The sequence below is a fragment of the Photobacterium japonica genome, from assembly GCF_050337005.1.
Lineage (GTDB): Bacteria > Pseudomonadota > Gammaproteobacteria > Enterobacterales > Vibrionaceae > Photobacterium > Photobacterium japonica.
In genome coordinates, this window is record NZ_JAKJSN010000032.1 from 49,913 (window position 1) to 67,483 (window position 17,571).

A 17,571-nucleotide genomic window follows, 5' to 3' on the forward strand; every position below is an offset into this window, starting at 1 on the left:
TCTTTTCTTGCTACCTCTAGCACAAAAAACATTCCCGCTTAGGGACTGACGGCACGCACGGCTTTGGCTATAATCAGCGCTCTGCGCTATGTATGTCATCATCAGGAGAAAAGCATGACACAAGATGAAATGAAAAAAGCTGCCGGCTGGGCTGCACTTGAGTACGTCAAAAAAGGCAGCATTGTGGGTGTGGGCACTGGCTCAACCGTGAATCACTTCATCGATGCTTTGGAAACCCGTAAAGAAGAAATTAAAGGGGCGGTATCGAGCTCTGTGGCGTCAACAGAACGTCTGGAAAAAATCGGCATTCCTGTGTTTGACGCGAACGAAGTGGCCTGCCTGGATGTGTATGTTGATGGCGCTGATGAAATCAACGGCGAATACGACATGATCAAAGGCGGCGGCGCGGCCCTAACGCGTGAGAAAATTGTCGCGGCAATCGCAGACAAGTTCATCTGTATCGTCGATGACACCAAGCAAGTCGACGTGCTAGGCCAATTCCCATTGCCTGTGGAAGTGATCCCAATGGCACGCTCTTTCATTGGCCGTGAGTTGGTGAAGTTGGGTGGCGATCCGGTCTACCGTGAAGGCTGTATCACCGATAACGGCAACATCATTTTAGATGTGCACAACATGGCGATCACCAACGCGAAAGAGTTGGAAGACAAAATCAATGCCCTGCCAGGCGTGGTGACTGTCGGTCTATTTGCCCACCGTGGTGCAGATGTGCTGCTGATGGGCACCCCGGAAGGCGTGAAAAAATTTGAAAAATAACGCTTTGGCGTAGATTCCTCTCTCTCTATGAGGGAATAGCGCTGAATACGTTACTTTCTTACGAAACGGCATCCTTTATGCCGTTTTTTTTATTCAGTTCTGTAATATTTTTACCCATTCTGGTTATTTTTTGGTAGTTTAAGCAATAGCATGTAAGCAACCTATAACGTGACGAGAATAGGCAACTCCGGATACGGTGGGCACTATGCACACCCAAATCAGCGAAGCATTTCCTTCCAGCTTCCCCCTCCCAGAGACCGATATCGCCACGTTATGCCTCACGTATTAAGGATGGATATCAATGGCACACTTTTCACTGGATAAAGACAAAATAAAGATCTTGCTGCTCGAAGGCGTACACCCTTCAGCCATCGAGGTACTGCAACACGCGGGCTACAGCAATATTGAGTACCACAAAGGTTCGCTCTCCGGTGAGGAGCTTCAAGACGCTATTGCCGATGCCCATTTTGTCGGGATCCGTTCGCGCACCCAATTAACGGAAGACGTGTTCAGCGCGGCGAAGAAATTGATCGCGGTCGGTTGCTTCTGCATCGGCACCAATCAAGTGAATCTTCAAGCGGCCGCCAAGCGTGGTATTCCCGTTTTTAACGCCCCCTTCTCAAATACCCGCAGTGTGGCAGAATTAGTCCTCGGTGAAATCTTGTTGCTAATGCGTGGGATCCCTGAGAAAAATGCTAAGGCACACCGTGGCGAGTGGATCAAATCCGCCGATCAATCGTATGAAGCCCGTGGTAAACGTCTCGGTATTATCGGCTACGGCCACATCGGTACGCAGCTGGGGATCTTAGCGGAAAACTTGGGCATGAAAGTCTATTACTATGACATCGAAAACAAGTTGTCACTCGGTAATGCCACGCAAGTCATGACCATGAGCGAGTTGCTCAATAAGTGTGATGTGATCAGTCTGCACGTGCCTGAAACGCTAGGCACGCAAGATATGATGGGGGCAGAAGAGTTTGCCCGCATGAAACCGGGCTCAATCTTCATCAATGCCGCCCGTGGCACGGTGGTCGATATTGATGCACTGTGCAGCGCCTTGGAAAGCAATCACCTTGCAGGCGCGGCCATTGACGTCTTCCCGGTAGAGCCAGAAACCAACAAAGACCCGTTTGAAAGCCCACTGATGAAGTTTGACAACGTGTTGCTGACGCCGCACATCGGTGGCTCAACGCAAGAAGCCCAAGCCAACATCGGCGTGGAAGTGGCTGGCAAGATGGCCAAATACTCTGACAACGGTTCGACCCTGTCTGCGGTTGGCTTCCCGGAAGTGTCTTTGCCTGAACACCGTGATTGCTCGCGTCTGTTGCACATTCACGAAAACCGCCCTGGTATTCTGAATCAAATCACTACCATCTTTGCCTCGGAAGGCATCAACATTGCCGCCCAGTACCTGCAAACAGGCGCTGAAGTGGGCTACGTGGTGATTGATGTCGAAACCGAACGCTCTGAAGAAGCGTTGACGAAACTCAAAGCCATCGACGGCACCATTCGCGCCCGTATTCTGCACTAAACGGTTCGAGGTTCGAGGTTCGAGGTTCGAGGTTCGAGGTTCAGTAATATTATGAAAATGGGACACGGCAACGTGTCCCATTTTTTTCATCCGTGCTTTATCTGGCTTTTCCTGCTTTTCCTTTAGACGCGCCCCTCGTCCCTGCTCTCTTGCTTAATCTTCCAGCTTAAACGTCACTGCCACTTGGTCACGAATGGTGATCTGGGCATCTTGGTAGGTCATGGCCGCTTCATTCGGGCTGTCCATCGCCATACGCATCATGATCGGACGTGGCTGATTTGACTGATACGAAATATTCCATACCCCATCCAACTTCTCACCAAACCCTTTCGCCAATGACTCCGCTTTGTTTATTGCATCTTGGATCGCGGCCTGACGAGCTTGCTCTTGGAACGTCTTCTCATCACGCACTTTCAGCTCAATGGCGTTGATACGGTTGATGCCATCCCCTAATGCATGATCCAAATAGGTATTCAGATTATCCAATTGATTCACTGTCACGGTAATACTGCGGCTGGCACGGTAGCCTTTCAACTGAGGCGCATTATTTTTCGGGTAGGTGTACTGCGGCTGCAAACTGATATTGGCACTTTGGATCTGATTACGTTCTAAGCCCTGCGCCAATAAACGCTCAACAAACGCCGTCACGGCTTGGTCCGCCGCCTGCTTGGCGGCTTGTGCGGTCGGTTTCACTTCTTCTACCGCCACAGAAAATACGGCCATATCCGGCTGTACCGTGATTTCACCGCTACCGGTGGTTTCCAAATGAGGGACAGAAATGTCCGCCGATGCCACGCCGCTGGTGCCTAATAGACCCAATCCTAGCATCACTGCCAAAAGGTGTTTTTTCATCGAAGTTGCCCGTCGTTATTTTAGGATATGTACCTTCGACAACAACATGAGGCAAAAGATTCCATGGATTATTTCTTTTTTTGTACATTGTTTTATTAAGCATAAAAAAATGGAGCCTCTCGGCTCCATTTTTAAATCCATTCAGCAATAAAGGCTTAGCCTTCTAGCTTGTTGAGATGTACATCCATTTGTGGAAATGGGATCTCAATACCTTCTTCATCCAGGCCTTCTTTGATTGCTTGTAGCAAATCAAAGTACACAGGCCAGTAATCTTCCGTGTTTACCCATGGGCGCACCACGAAGTTCACCGATGAATCGGCCAATGCCACTACGCCGACAGTCGCTTCAACGTCTTTCAGTACACGCGCTTCTGCCGCAACAACACGCTCAAGTACGGCTTTCGTTTTCTTCAGATCCGCTTTGTAAGACACACCAATCACGAAATCGATACGACGGGTCGCATGACGAGAGTAGTTCGTGATCGGACCGCCAATGACACCAGAGTTAGGAACGACAACCATTTTGTTGTCTGTGGTTTTCAGGATCGTTGAGAACACCTGAATCGCTTCAACCAGACCCGATACGCCACCCACTTCTACGAAGTCACCAGACTTAAATGGACGGAATGCTACAATCAAGACACCCGCAGCAAAGTTAGACAATGAACCTTGCAGTGCCAGACCGATAGCCAAACCGGCCGCACCGATCACAGCAACCACAGACGCAGTTTGTACGCCAACACGGCCCAATGCCGCGATCAATACGATCACAAACAGCAGATAGCGAACCAATGAGTGTAGGAACTCAACAACCGCTTCATCCATCTCTTTCTTGCGCAGCACTTTTGCTACACCGTTAGCAATGCCTTTGGTGATCATATTACCGATAAACAGGATCAACAGAGCAGAAATGATGTTTACACCATACTGCACTAACAAATCATGGTTATCTGCAATCCAATTCCCCGCGTGCAACACGCCATTGGTCAGCTCATTATCGGTAATCGTCTCGACTACCGAGTCCGTCACACTTGATGCAACACTCTCACTCATACTTATCTCATCCTGCTTGTGGTATTTCCCAACCGCCCTCTCGGTACGGCAGTGCAATACGCGTCGATAAAAAAAAGCTTACTATTTATGCAATCATCACTATATCAGTGATCACCGGTGTATGGCCTAATTTCTGTGGCCATTTTATGCGCGGGATAATACCTCCACCGCGACTGATCACCAACAGAAAAGTGGGCTCTACACACACTTCACTTTATCCAGATAAAAAAAAGCCCGCTTGCGCGGGCTTTTCTAGATTTCGTTTAAAACGAAATTATAGTACGTCGATTGCGTTTAGGTCAGCGAATGCTTTCTCTAGACGAGTAACCATTGACGCCTGGCCAGCACGTAGCCATACGCGTGGATCGTAGTACTTCTTGTTAGGTGCAGATTCGCCCGTTGGGTTACCGATTTGACCTTGTAGGAAATCACGGTTTTCAGCTTCGTAAGTACGGATACCGTCCCACGTTGCCCACTGTGTATCAGTATCGATGTTCATTTTGATCACACCGTAGCCGATAGATTCTTTGATTTCAGCTTCAGAAGAACCAGAACCACCGTGGAATACGAAGTTTAGTGCGTTTGGTGCAATACCGAACTTCTCTGCACAGTATGCTTGAGAATCACGTAGAATCGTTGGAGTCAGTACAACGTTACCCGCTTGGTAAACACCGTGTACGTTACCGAAAGATGCCGCGATAGTGAAACGTGGGCTGATCGCGCTTAGTTTCTCGTATGCGTAAGCCACATCTTCAGGAGAAGTGTATAGCTCAGACGCGTCCATATCAGAGTTGTCTACGCCGTCTTCTTCACCACCAGTACAACCTAGTTCGATTTCTAGTGTCATACCCATCTTTTCCATGCGCGCTAGGTACTGAGCACAGATTTCGATGTTTTCTTCTAGTGATTCTTCAGACAAGTCGATCATGTGAGAAGAGAATAGAGGCTTACCTGTTTCAGCGAAGAATACTTCACCCGCGTCTAGTAGACCGTCGATCCAAGGTAGCAATTTCTTCGCTGCGTGGTCAGTGTGAAGAATCACTGGTACACCGTAAGCGGCAGCAACAGCGTGTACATATTTCGCACCAGCAACAGCACCAAGGATTTGTGCACCTTGACCTTCAAGTTTCACGCCTTTACCAGCGAAGAAACCTGCACCGCCGTTAGAGAACTGAACAACAACTGGTGCTTTTGCTTTAGACGCTGCTTCAAGAACACCGTTGATTGAGTCAGTGTTAACAACGTTAACAGCTGGAAGTGCAAAGTTGTTCTCTTTTGCTACTTCAAATACTTTCTGTACGTCATCGCCAGAAATAACACCAGGTTTTACGAAATCGAAGATCTTAGACATAACAATAGTCCTATTTACCTTGTTGTCTTTGTGAATTTAAACTCTTTGCAAACGTTTGCTACTGGTCAGTATTCTATAAAAACCTGACCCAATGCACAAACGTTTAAGTACGGGAGCTTCATGCTCCCGCCTTATTTATTACGCTTTTGCACGCTCTTCTAGCATTGCAACGGCTGGAAGTACCTTACCTTCTACGAACTCAAGGAATGCACCGCCGCCCGTTGAAATGTAAGAAACATCCGCTTTGATACCGAACTTGTCGATAGCCGCTAGTGTGTCACCGCCGCCCGCGACAGAGAAACCTGCAGACTTAGCGATAGCGTCAGAAATACCTTTTGTACCCGCTTCGAAGTTCTTGAACTCGAATACGCCAACAGGGCCATTCCAAAGGATTGTTTTTGCGTTCGCAATGATGTCTGCAAGTACGGCTGTTGAATCTGGACCTAGGTCGAAGATCATGTCGTCATCTTGAACGTCAGCAACGTTCTTAATTTCAGCTTCTGCGTTCTCATCGAATGCTTTTGCACATGCAACGTCTGTTGCTACTGGAATCGCACACTCTTTCATTAGTTTCTGCGCGGTTTCAACTAGGTCAGCTTCGTACAGAGACTTACCTACGTTGTGGCCTTCAGCCGCGATGAAAGTGTTTGCGATACCACCGCCAACAACCAATTGGTCAGCGATTTTAGATAGAGATTCAAGCACAGTTAGCTTGGTCGATACTTTAGAGCCACCCACGATAGCAACCAATGGGCGTGCAGGGTTGCTCATTGCTTTACCCAATGCTTCTAGCTCAGCGGCTAGCAGTGGACCCGCACATGCGACAGGTGCGTGCATGCCTACGCCGTGCGTAGATGCTTGTGCACGGTGTGCCGTACCGAATGCATCCATCACGAAGATGTCACACAGTGCTGCATACTGCTTAGATAGCGCTTCTTCGTTCTTCTTCTCGCCTTTGTTAAAGCGAACGTTTTCAAGAACAACAAGCTCACCGGCGTTTAGCTCTAGGCCGTCTAGGTAGTCTTTTGCCAATGTCACGTCGCACTCTAGTGCGTCGTTTAGGTAGTTAACTACAGGAGCTAGAGAGAACTCTTCCGCGTACTCGCCTTCAGTCGGACGACCTAGGTGAGAAGTAACCATGACTTTTGCACCCGCTTCTAGGCAAAGCTTGATGGTTGGTAGTGATGCAAGGATACGTGCATCTGAAGTCACTTTACCGTCTTTTACTGGTACGTTCAGGTCAGCACGGATAAATACGCGTTTACCTGCTAGATCCAGGTCAGTCATCTTGATTACAGACATGGTTTGTCCTCTCAACATTAATTAAATTAAAAATCAAAGTTTTGCTAGCTCAGCGTCACTGCCAAGCCCTACGAATTCTTATTGCTCGCTGCTCACCGATGAAATGTTGTCGGTTGCATGCATGGCTAACGCGGTATCGAGCATCCGGTTAGCAAATCCCCACTCGTTATCACACCACACCAACAGCTTTATCAAATGCTGGTTGCTCACGCGGGTTTGGGTGCCGTCAACAATCGCACTGTGGGGATCGTGATTGAAGTCGGTCGACACCAGAGGTGCTTCGGTATAATCCACTATGCCATCTAATGTACAACGAGACGCCTCGGCCAGTGATTGATTTACGTCATTAACTTTCACATTTGTTTTTATTGTGACACTTAAATCCATCGCTGTAACATTTATTGTCGGAACACGCACAGAGATCGCTTCAAATTTGTCAGAAAATTTCGGGAATATACGTCCGATACCGAGATGCAGTTTTGTATCGACCGGAATAATAGACTGGCTGGCGGCGCGTGTACGACGGAGATCGGTATGGTAGGCATCAATCACTTGCTGATCATTCATCGCGGAGTGAATGGTGGTGATGGTGCCGGACTCGATCCCGAAGTGTTCATCCAACACTTGGATGATAGGAACGATGCAGTTGGTGGTACAAGAACCGTTAGACACAATGCGGTCTTCAGGTTTCAGTGACGTGTGGTTCACACCGTAGATAATGGTGTTATCAATGTCATTGGCAGCAGGATGGGAGAACAACACTTTTTTCGCGCCCGCGTTGATATGGGCTTCGCCGTCGGCGCGGGAACCGTAGACACCGGTACAATCGAGTACGATGTCGACATGGAGATCTTGCCAAGGCAAGAGATGAACGTCGCGTTGATGCAAGATACGAATACTGTCTCGCTCACCGTTTTGATGGGCAATAAACAAGTGCTCCTGGTCATGGCTGACAGGCTTGTAAAATCGGCCATGGCTGGTGTCATATTGCAAAAGGTGAGCCATCGCTTCCGGCTCAGCCAACTCATTGACTGCCACTACCTTGATCTGTTCAGATTTTCCGCTTTCGTACAGCGCTCTTAACACGCTGCGGCCGATGCGGCCAAATCCATTAATTGCGACGTTTAGTGTCATATCCGTGCTACAAAATTAATAAGCCGGACTAGTGTATACCAAGCGATTCGCAGAATCACCATAATTGTGAGCAGGGTCACCACCCTATTGCGCGGCCTTTTTAATCAATATGTTAAACGTAATTCCCCGCTTTTTTCAGACAAATGAAAGGGGAAATACGCCGTGACCAATGTCTCATTTTATATAAAAAAAGCCTCCACTTGGGAGGCTTTTTTTGCTTAGCGAAATAAATCACCTTATCGGGCATGACACCCGATAGCGGTTATTTATGACTGACGATTACGCCAATAGGCTCTGTGCCGTTTCTACCACGTTATCCACGGTAAAGCCGAACATCTCGAACAGTTGATCCGCAGGCGCTGACTCACCGAACGTGGTCATGCCGATGATGCGGCCGTCAAAGCCCACATACTTGTACCAGAAGTCAGCAATGCCCGCTTCGATAGCAATACGTGCTGTCACGTCTGATGGCAATACCGCTTCACGGTAAGCCGCATCTTGCTTGTCGAACGCATCGGTTGCTGGCATAGACACCACGCGTACCGCTTTGCCTTCTGCGGTTAGCTGCTCTGCCGCTTTCACCGCTAGCTCAACTTCAGAACCGGTCGCGATCAAGATCAGCTCAGGCTTGCCTGCGCAATCTTGCAGGATGTAACCACCCTTCGCGATGTTCGCCACTTGCTCTGCATCACGGGGTTGCTGTGCCAAGTTTTGACGTGAGAAGATCAATGCCGATGGGCCATCTTTACGCTCAATCGCCAGTTTCCACGCCACGGCTGATTCCACTTGGTCACATGGACGCCATGTGCTCATGTTCGGTGTCAGACGTAGCGAGGCAATTTGCTCTACTGGCTGGTGTGTTGGACCATCTTCACCCAGACCGATAGAATCGTGCGTGTACACTTGGATGTTCTGAATTTTCATCAGCGCAGCCATACGCATTGCGTTACGTGCGTATTCCATGAACATCAGGAAGGTCGCACCGTAAGGCACAAAGCCACCGTGTAGGGCGATACCGTTCATAATGGCAGTCATGCCGAATTCACGCACACCGTAGTGGATGTAGTTGCCTGAGAAATCGTCTGCTGTCAGTGATTTTGAGCCAGACCACATGGTCAGGTTAGACGGCGCAAGATCCGCCGAGCCGCCCAAGAATTCAGGTAGCATCGCACCGAACGCTTCCAGTGCGTTTTGTGACGCTTTACGAGACGCAATGTTCGCAGGGTTCGCTTGCAGATCGGCAATGATTGCCGCGGTTTTCTCTTCCCACTCAGCAGGAAGGTCACCGTTCATACGGCGCTTAAGCTCCGCCGCTTCAGCAGGGTAAGCCGCTGCGTAAGCTGCGAACTTCTCATTCCATGCTGCTTCTTTCGCTGCGCCTGCTGCTTTTGCATCCCACTCTGCAGCGATATCCGCAGGAATTTCAAACGGACCGTGTTCCCAACCTAGGAATTCACGTGCCGCTGCAATTTCTTCAGCGCCTAGTGGTGCACCGTGACAGTCATGAGAGCCTGCTTTGTTTGGTGAACCGAAGCCGATAATGGTCTTGGTACAGATCAGGGTCGGACGACCGGTTTCTGCTTTTGCTGCTTCAATGGCCGCGTTGATCGCGTCAGCATCGTGACCGTCAACCGCAGGGATCACGTGCCAACCGTACGCTTCAAAACGTTTCGGGGTATCGTCAGAGAACCAACCTTCTACGTGACCATCGATAGAGATACCGTTGTCATCCCAGAATGCAATCAGTTTGCCCAGACCCAGCGTACCCGCCAGTGAACACGCTTCGTGCGAGATCCCTTCCATTAGACAGCCGTCACCCATGAACACGTACGTGTTGTGGTCAACGATGTCGTGGCCTGCTTTGTTGAACTGCGCAGCCAAGGCTTTCTCAGCCATCGCCATACCCACGGCATTGGTGATGCCCTGGCCTAGCGGACCGGTTGTGGTCTCAACACCCGGTGCGTAACCGTATTCAGGGTGACCCGGTGTTTTTGAATGTAGCTGGCGGAAATTTTTCAGATCATCAATCGACAGCGCATAGCCTGTCAGGTGAAGCAGAGAATAAATCAGCATCGAGCCATGGCCGTTTGATAGCACAAAACGGTCGCGATCAGCCCACTCAGGGTTCTGTGGGTTGTGGTTCATGTGGCCACGCCACAATACTTCAGCAATATCAGCCATACCCATTGGTGCACCAGGGTGACCAGAGTTTGCTTGTTGAACACCGTCCATGCTGAGGGCGCGAATGGCATTTGCGAGTGCTTTACGAGAAGACATGTCTGCTCCAGAAATTCCTAGACTATTTAGATTCGGTTTGATCTCGGTCTTCATGACCCAGATAACCAGAGTTCGGCGGGCGGGTATTGTCGCAAACACTGCCCTATATCTGCAAACGATTTCCTTCCTAAAATGAGTGTTATATCAAAGCGCTGATCGCAGACTTCGCTCAACTGACTGTAATAAAAGCCCGCCAAGGTAATCGTTTGCTTGCCGAATTCCGTATTTCCGTAACATTCGTACGGTTGATTTTATACGGTGAGTAGGTATTATAGACGTCTAGACGGAGGTAGCTCTATACATACAAACGTATACACGGATACATAGTGTGTGTTTTCTTCTCGATTTTTTGGTATAGAGCCCATCATTTCAACAAACATTACTTGTGGGAGCGCTCATGGCGAAGCACCTGTTTACTTCTGAATCTGTATCAGAAGGTCATCCAGACAAAATTGCAGACCAAATTTCAGATGCAGTATTGGATGCGATCTTAGAACAAGATCCTAAAGCACGTGTGGCGTGTGAGACTTACGTAAAAACCGGCATGGTAATGGTTGGCGGTGAGATCACCACGTCAGCTTGGGTTGATATCGAAGAAATCACCCGTCAAACCGTGCGTGAAATTGGTTACGTGAACTCACAAATGGGTTTTGATGCCGATTCTTGTGCCGTACTGAGCGCAATCGGTAAGCAGTCGCCAGACATCAACCAAGGTGTTGACCGTGAAGACCCACGTGAGCTGGGCGCCGGTGACCAAGGTATTATGTTCGGTTACGCGACCAACGAAACTGACGTGCTGATGCCAGCGCCGATCACGTACGCACACCGTTTGGTTGAGCGTCAGGCAAAAGTCCGTAAGAACGGTGCATTGCCATGGTTGCGTCCAGATGCAAAATCTCAGGTAACGTTCCAGTACGACCAAGGCAAGATCGTCGGTATTGATGCAGTGGTACTGTCAACGCAACACTGTGACAGCATTGATTTGCCAGTACTGCAAGAAGCGGTAATGGAAGAAATCATCAAGCCAGTACTGCCTTCAGAGTGGCTAAACAAAGACACCAAGTACTTCATCAACCCAACCGGTCGTTTCGTTATCGGTGGCCCAATGGGTGACTGTGGTCTAACAGGTCGTAAGATCATCGTTGATACCTACGGCGGCGCAGCACGTCACGGCGGCGGTGCATTCTCTGGTAAAGATCCATCAAAAGTAGACCGTTCAGCGGCATACGCAGCACGTTACGTAGCGAAAAACATCGTTGCAGCGGGCATGGCAGATCGCTGTGAAATCCAACTGTCTTACGCCATCGGTGTTGCAGATCCAACGTCTATCATGATCGAAACGTTCGGTACTGAAAAAGTATCACACGACATCATCGTAGAAGCGGTACGTCAGCACTTCGACCTACGCCCATACGGCCTGATCGAAATGCTTGACCTGTTGAAGCCTATGTACAAGAAGACTGCGGCTTACGGTCACTTCGGTCGTGAAGAATTCCCTTGGGAAGCGACAGACAAAGCTGACATCCTACGTGACTTCGCGAACCTAAAGTAAGCGATAGTCCATCAGTGAGATGACACGAAAAAGGAAGCCTCGGCTTCCTTTTTGTGTTTTCAAGGGACGAGGAAAAGCGTTTTAAGGGACGAGTATCGAGCCTAAAGGCACGAGAAAGAGCGATTCTGTGGTCCTGTGGTCCTGTGGTCCTGTGGTCCTGTGGTCCTGTGGTCCTGTGGTCCTGTAAGCAGGCTCTTCGAGCTACAAAGACAAAGCAAACCTTTTTCTCGCACCTCGTCCCTAGAAAACCGTTCCTCGATCTTGCTCTTCCCATAGGACCTTAGGGCCATAGGTCCGCTTTTGCTTTTCCGCTCTTACTCAAGACGCGTCCCTTCTCTCCCCCTGCTAAATTTCTTATACTGCTCTCCTTGCCACCATCACAGATCCTGACCATGACCACGCTCCACGACCAAGTGACTGCCCGCGTCGCGCAATGTATGAAAGTTGCCAATCAGCGACTGAATAAGCGTATGCCGATGCCCGTGGTCAGCTTTACGCAACGAGGTAAAATTGCTGGCACCGCGCATTTACAACGTTGGGAAGTGCGTTTTAATCCTGTGCTACTGGCCGAAAACCCTGACGCCTTTCTCAATGAAGTCGTGCCCCATGAAGTGGCGCACCTTGTGGTGTTCAAACGCTTCGGCCGCGTGCGTCCCCATGGCCGGGAATGGCAAGTCGTGATGCAGGACATCTTTGGCGTCCCCCCACGTACAACGCACCGCATGGATGTCCGTTCCGTACAAGGCACAACCTACCTGTATCGCTGTCAGTGCCAAGAGCATCCGCTCACCGTGCGTCGTCATAACAAGGTGCAACGCGGCGAAACCCAATACCGCTGCCGTCGTTGCGCACAACCGCTTGCGTTTATTCCTACGTAAAGCCCGTTACTCCCGCAACACTCATCCCTTCCCTTCCTCTTATTTCTCTTATTTTTCTCATCCCTTTCATCTGAATGCGTTCGCGGTTCAAATCATGTAAGTGACAAAAAACACAGCGTGACGCACTTCTAAAAAAACCTTTCAGTGATAGTCTTGTCAGTATCATTCACTGTTCAAGGACTGCCATGCGACACTTCATGCCCACCACGCCTCGCCACGCCTGCTACGGATTGGCGCTGACGCTATTGCTGCCTTTGGCTGCTACAGCTCATGCTGCTGAATCCACGGTGGTGAAGAAATCCACCAGCGGGATCTGCCATGACAGCAGCAGTGCGTCTTATCAGCGCACCAAAAATTTCACCGCCTACGACAGCCTCTCGGCCTGCCTTGACAGTGGCGGCCGTCTGCCAAAAGGCGCACAAGCGAAAAAGCCGATAGCAACCGCCAATAGCACCATCTACCAACGCCACTATTTTGGTCACGGCTGGAGCGATAACGATAAAGACTGCCAAAACGCCCGCATGGAAACACTGATCGCCCAATCGGTGGGCCAAGTGCGGTTCAAAGATGACAAACAATGCCACGTGGTGTCAGGCCGTTGGAACAGTGCCTATTCTGGCAAAACCATTTATCAAGCGTCTGATATCGATATTGATCATATCGTGCCGCTCAAATGGGCGTGGGAACACGGCGCCAATACATGGACCACCCACCAGCGTAAAATCTTTGCCAACGATCCGAAAAACTTGGTCAGCGTGGAAGCCTCGCTCAACCGTCAAAAAGGCGCAAAAGGGCTGGATGAATGGCTCCCCCCGAAAAACCAGTGCCAATACATTCCCCGTTTCCTCGGCGTGGTGAAAAGCTACAAGCTGACACTGACCCCGCGTGAAACCACGCAATACCAAGCCCTGCTTGCCCGTTGTAAAAACACCGCGAAATAATCGCCCTCTAGGGGGTAAGCCGGTCAGTGTACGACCGCTTACCCTCTCAGCCGTCCCTCTGCCGCCCCTCAGCCAACGGTAACATTGTGATCCCTCTTCGACTGGGGTATATAATACGGCCAGAATAAACCCAACAGGTTACAAGATAGCCATGAGAATCCCACGTATTTACCACCCTGAAGCCCTTCCGTCTTCAGGCACCGTGCTGCTGAGCGATGATGCAGCAAACCATGTTGGCCGCGTAATGCGCATGCAAGCCGGACAAGAGGTTTTACTGTTTGATGGCAGCAATGCCGAATTCCCTGCCGTGATCACGCTGGCCAGTAAAAAGAGTGTGGAAGTCGAGATCCAAGCCCGTCATGAGAACAGCAGCGAATCGCCGCTGGATATCCACCTCGGTCAGGTGATTTCTCGTGGTGATAAAATGGAATTCACCATCCAGAAATCCGTGGAACTGGGTGTAAACACCATTACGCCTTTGATTTCAGAACGTTGTGGCGTAAAACTCAATGCCGAGCGTTTCGACAAAAAAATGCAACAGTGGCAAAAAATCGCCATTGCTGCGTGTGAGCAGTGTGGCCGTAACGTCGTGCCTGAGATTCGCCCGGTCATGAAATTGGAAGACTGGTGCGCAGAAGCGTACGATGGTTTAAAACTGAACCTGCACCCACGCGCAAAATACTCCATCAACACCCTGCCGACACCGGTCACCAACGTACGTTTGCTGATCGGCCCGGAAGGCGGTTTAACGGCCGAAGAAATCAGCATGACAGAACAATACCAGTTCGATGAAGTGCTGCTTGGCCCACGCGTGCTACGCACAGAAACCGCCGCTATGACAGCCATTACCGCGCTGCAGGTACGTTTCGGTGATCTGGGCTAAGCCCCGACGGAAAAGAATAACGAGGAGAAAAGAATGATCAAACTGGGTATCGTGATGGATCCGATTGAATCCATCAATATCAAAAAAGATTCCAGCTTTGCCATGATGATGGAAGCACAACGTCGCGGTTGGGAAATCCACTACATGGAAATGAATGACCTGTCACTCGAGCAAGGCAAAGCCGTTGCCCGTACCCGCGTGGTCAGCTTGAAAGAAGATCCAACGGGTTGGTTTGAATTCACCAGTGAGCAGGAAATTGCCCTGTCGGAACTCGATGCAGTACTGATGCGAAAAGATCCCCCGTTTGACACCGAGTACATCTACGCGACGTACATCCTTGAGCGTGCCGAGCTGGAAGGCGCCCTGATCGTCAACAAGCCACAAAGCCTACGAGACTGTAACGAAAAACTGTTCACCGCATGGTTCCCAGAGCTCACGCCAATCACCATGGTGACGCGCCGCGCCGATAAGATCAAAGCGTTCCACCAAGAACACGGCGACATTATCCTCAAGCCTTTAGACGGCATGGGCGGCTCGTCGATTTTCCGTGTGATGAAAAACGATCCGAACGTCTCTGTGATCATCGAAACGCTAACCGCCATGGGCCAGAATTACTGCATGGCGCAAACCTTTGTGCCAGACATCAGCAACGGCGATAAGCGTATTTTGGTCGTCGACGGCGAACCGATGCCATACTGCCTAGCCCGTATTCCGGCCAAAGGCGAAACCCGTGGTAACTTGGCGGCCGGTGGCCGCGGTGAAGCGCGTCCGATCAGCGACACCGATCGTAAGATCGCCGAAGCGGTTGGCCCAACACTGAAAGAAAAAGGCCTGATCTTTGTGGGTCTTGACGTGATTGGCGATAAGCTGACAGAAATCAACGTCACCAGCCCAACCTGTATCCGTGAAATTGAAGCCGCGTTTGATATTTCTATCACCGGCAAACTCATGGATGCGATCGAACGTCGTATCAACAAGGCGTAAGCACCCGCTCACACTGCCTTGATGCGCATTCTCCGCAACCGGCTTCGGTTGCGGAACCTCACCAGAAAACACGCCCAAGAATACCAATTCTGCCGATTAGTCGGCATACTGTTATAAAGCAGACAGGTAGCAGGTAGTCCCATGAATTTGACCAATCACTTTCTGGTTGCGATGCCCAGCATGCAAGATCCCAACTTCAAAGGCGGTGTCGTCTACATCTGTGAACACAACGATGAAGGCGCAATGGGCATTGTTATCAACCTACCGATTGATATTTCAGTCGGCAGCATGCTCGATCAAATTGAGATTGAACGCGAACAACCGATCACCAATCCTGACAGCTTAGAACAACCGGTCTTCAATGGCGGGCCTGTCTCGGCCGATCGCGGTTTCGTACTGCATAATCAAACAGGCCATTTTAGTTCCAGTATCACGCTCACGGAGCAGGTCGCGGTCACGACCTCTAAAGATATTTTATCCCTGCTGGGCACCCATGAAGCACCGGATCACTTTCTGGTGGCACTGGGGTATGCCGGTTGGGATGCCGGGCAACTTGAGCAAGAGCTCACGGAAAATACCTGGCTGACCACCGAAGCGGATCCGGACGTGGTGTTCAGCACTCCGATACATGAACGCTGGGCGAAAGCCATTGCACAACTCGGCATTAATGCCACCCACCTTTCGATTGATAAAGGACACGCATGAGTCAAGCACGTAGCGTCTTAGCCTTTGACTATGGCACCACAAGCATCGGTGTCGCTATCGGCCAAGAGCTGACAGGCACCGCCAGCCCTTTAGCGGCGCTAAAAGCCAAAGATGGCACCCCGAACTGGGATGACATTGGTAAGATCCTTAAAGAATGGCAACCCGATTTAGTCGTGGTTGGCCTGCCACTGGATATGCAAGGCGGTGAGCTGGAAGCCATCACCCCGCGCGCGAAAAAATTTGCCAACCGTCTGCATGGCCGTTTCGGCTGTCAGGTCGAACTGCATGACGAACGCCTGAGCACCGCAGAAGCCCGCTCTTCCCTGTTTGATCGCGGTGGCTACCGTAACCTGAGCAAAGGCAACATCGACTCCCAGTCTGCAGTTGTGATCCTCGAAAGCTGGTTCGAGCAGCAGTACGGGTAAGCAACGTATAGCAAAAGAGTAAAACGGAGAGCTCAGGCTCTCCGTTTTTTATGCCGGACAGGACGAGATGCACATCCCGCAGCAGCGGTGATATCAAACGACAAAACTGAAAGGTTGAATTAAACATAAATAAACCTTTACATGTTTACGTTTTAGTTAAATAATGGCGTCGCTCTGTTGTTCAGAGTTATTAATGAAACATCAAGTAAAAGTAAAACCCTCAGAATACCTTCGTTATTGTTGTCATCCTCAGTGTTTCCCTTAGCTTCATCGTCACATTTATAATTCAAACGCTCAGCATATCGCGTATTATCGGCGATGACTCATTACATTAATTATTTAAGGGACACATTATGTCTAATAAAACAACGGGTATCGTAAAGTGGTTTAACGAAGAGAAAGGTTTTGGTTTCATTACTCAAGACAACGGCGGTGCTGACGTATTCGTTCACTTCCGCGCTATCGCTTCTGAAGGCTTCAAGACATTGGCTGAAGGCCAAAAAGTATCTTTTGAAGTAGAGCAAGGCCAAAAAGGCCCGCAAGCTGCGAACGTTGTAGGTCTATAAGACTTACCATTAGGTAGCGGTTATCCGCTACCTAATGACCTATTATCTCTAATAGGGTATTTAATTAAAGACAAGGTTAATTAAACATCTTACTTGCTGAAAAATGTGATTTATCATCTATTTTGTAAAAGAAAACTGTTTATCGCTGCATTTTATGTTGTTTTATCCGTGTTTCCCTTTGCTTTATTGATAATTAAAAAATCTTTATTTCAGCCTATCGCATAAAGCGATAACTCATGAAATTAAATATAAGGGACACATTATGTCTAACAAAACAACTGGTATCGTAAAGTGGTTTAACGAAGAGAAAGGTTTTGGTTTCATTACTCAAGACAACGGCGGTGCTGACGTATTCGTTCACTTC

At 49.5% G+C, this 17,571-nt stretch carries 17 protein-coding genes; 11 read left to right on the forward strand and 6 right to left on the reverse strand.

The window, feature by feature from the left end; translation table 11 throughout:
* Positions 1–114 precede the first annotated feature (114 nt).
* Both rpiA and serA read left to right on the forward strand, forming a co-directional pair.
* The gene (gene rpiA / locus L4C36_RS13780; RefSeq protein ID WP_428478370.1) at positions 115–774 is read left to right on the forward strand and encodes a ribose-5-phosphate isomerase RpiA; all 660 of its coding nucleotides are present in this window, start codon (positions 115–117) and stop codon (positions 772–774) included.
* A 301-nt stretch (positions 775–1,075) separates the two neighbouring features.
* Positions 1,076–2,305, forward strand: coding sequence for a phosphoglycerate dehydrogenase (gene serA, locus L4C36_RS13785; protein WP_428478371.1), 1,230 nt, complete (start codon positions 1,076–1,078; stop codon positions 2,303–2,305).
* Between the two features lie 153 nt (positions 2,306–2,458).
* Here serA and L4C36_RS13790 read toward each other — a convergent pair whose 3' ends face one another.
* The 6 genes from L4C36_RS13790 to tkt form a co-directional block, all read right to left on the reverse strand.
* A complete protein-coding gene (locus L4C36_RS13790; RefSeq protein WP_428478372.1) occupies positions 2,459–3,157 on the reverse strand; it encodes an oxidative stress defense protein in 699 nt (232 codons plus the stop codon).
* Positions 3,158–3,312: 155 nt separating this feature from the next.
* The gene (gene mscS / locus L4C36_RS13795; RefSeq protein ID WP_428478373.1) at positions 3,313–4,209 is read right to left on the reverse strand and encodes a small-conductance mechanosensitive channel MscS; all 897 of its coding nucleotides are present in this window, start codon (positions 4,207–4,209) and stop codon (positions 3,313–3,315) included.
* Between the two features lie 274 nt (positions 4,210–4,483).
* Positions 4,484–5,560, reverse strand: coding sequence for a class II fructose-bisphosphate aldolase (gene fbaA / locus L4C36_RS13800; RefSeq protein WP_428478374.1), 1,077 nt, complete (start codon positions 5,558–5,560; stop codon positions 4,484–4,486).
* A gap of 138 nt (positions 5,561–5,698) precedes the next feature.
* Positions 5,699–6,862 carry a phosphoglycerate kinase gene (locus L4C36_RS13805; protein ID WP_428478375.1) on the reverse strand — a complete coding sequence of 388 codons (1,164 nt, stop codon included), beginning with the start codon at positions 6,860–6,862 and terminating at the stop codon, positions 5,699–5,701.
* 78 nt (positions 6,863–6,940) lie between these two features.
* Complete coding sequence (epd, locus tag L4C36_RS13810; RefSeq protein ID WP_428478376.1) at positions 6,941–7,996, reverse strand: erythrose-4-phosphate dehydrogenase; 1,056 nt, start codon at positions 7,994–7,996, stop codon at positions 6,941–6,943.
* Positions 7,997–8,275: 279 nt separating this feature from the next.
* Positions 8,276–10,273 carry a transketolase gene (gene tkt / locus L4C36_RS13815; protein ID WP_428478377.1) on the reverse strand — a complete coding sequence of 666 codons (1,998 nt, stop codon included), beginning with the start codon at positions 10,271–10,273 and terminating at the stop codon, positions 8,276–8,278.
* A 397-nt stretch (positions 10,274–10,670) separates the two neighbouring features.
* On the opposite strand from tkt, the gene metK reads away from it, so the two are divergent.
* The 9 genes from metK to L4C36_RS13860 all read left to right on the forward strand — a co-directional run.
* Positions 10,671–11,825 carry a methionine adenosyltransferase gene (metK, locus tag L4C36_RS13820; RefSeq protein WP_428478378.1) on the forward strand — a complete coding sequence of 385 codons (1,155 nt, stop codon included), beginning with the start codon at positions 10,671–10,673 and terminating at the stop codon, positions 11,823–11,825.
* Positions 11,826–12,217: 392 nt separating this feature from the next.
* Entirely contained in the window at positions 12,218–12,703 is a 486-nt protein-coding gene (locus L4C36_RS13825) for a SprT family zinc-dependent metalloprotease (RefSeq protein ID WP_428478379.1), read from the forward strand.
* 185 nt (positions 12,704–12,888) lie between these two features.
* Positions 12,889–13,644, forward strand: coding sequence for an HNH endonuclease family protein (locus tag L4C36_RS13830; RefSeq protein ID WP_428478380.1), 756 nt, complete (start codon positions 12,889–12,891; stop codon positions 13,642–13,644).
* Between the two features lie 151 nt (positions 13,645–13,795).
* Positions 13,796–14,527, forward strand: a complete 732-nt coding sequence (gene rsmE / locus L4C36_RS13835) for a 16S rRNA (uracil(1498)-N(3))-methyltransferase (protein WP_428478381.1) — start codon at positions 13,796–13,798, stop codon at positions 14,525–14,527.
* 33 nt (positions 14,528–14,560) lie between these two features.
* Positions 14,561–15,511: a glutathione synthase gene (gene gshB / locus L4C36_RS13840; protein WP_428478382.1), complete on the forward strand. Its 951-nt coding sequence runs from the start codon at positions 14,561–14,563 to the stop codon at positions 15,509–15,511.
* Positions 15,512–15,652: 141 nt separating this feature from the next.
* Positions 15,653–16,216, forward strand: a complete 564-nt coding sequence (locus L4C36_RS13845; protein WP_428478383.1) for a YqgE/AlgH family protein — start codon at positions 15,653–15,655, stop codon at positions 16,214–16,216.
* The gene (ruvX, locus tag L4C36_RS13850) at positions 16,213–16,641 is read left to right on the forward strand and encodes a Holliday junction resolvase RuvX (protein WP_428478384.1); all 429 of its coding nucleotides are present in this window, start codon (positions 16,213–16,215) and stop codon (positions 16,639–16,641) included. The genes L4C36_RS13845 and ruvX overlap by 4 nt, the downstream gene beginning before the upstream one ends.
* 353 nt (positions 16,642–16,994) lie before the next feature.
* Positions 16,995–17,207 (forward strand): transcription antiterminator/RNA stability regulator CspE, encoded by a 213-nt coding sequence (cspE, locus tag L4C36_RS13855; RefSeq protein WP_428478385.1) that lies wholly within the window; start codon positions 16,995–16,997, stop codon positions 17,205–17,207.
* Positions 17,208–17,469: 262 nt separating this feature from the next.
* Positions 17,470–17,571: cold-shock protein (locus tag L4C36_RS13860; protein WP_428478393.1), on the forward strand; the 102-nt coding region annotated here is incomplete at its 3' end.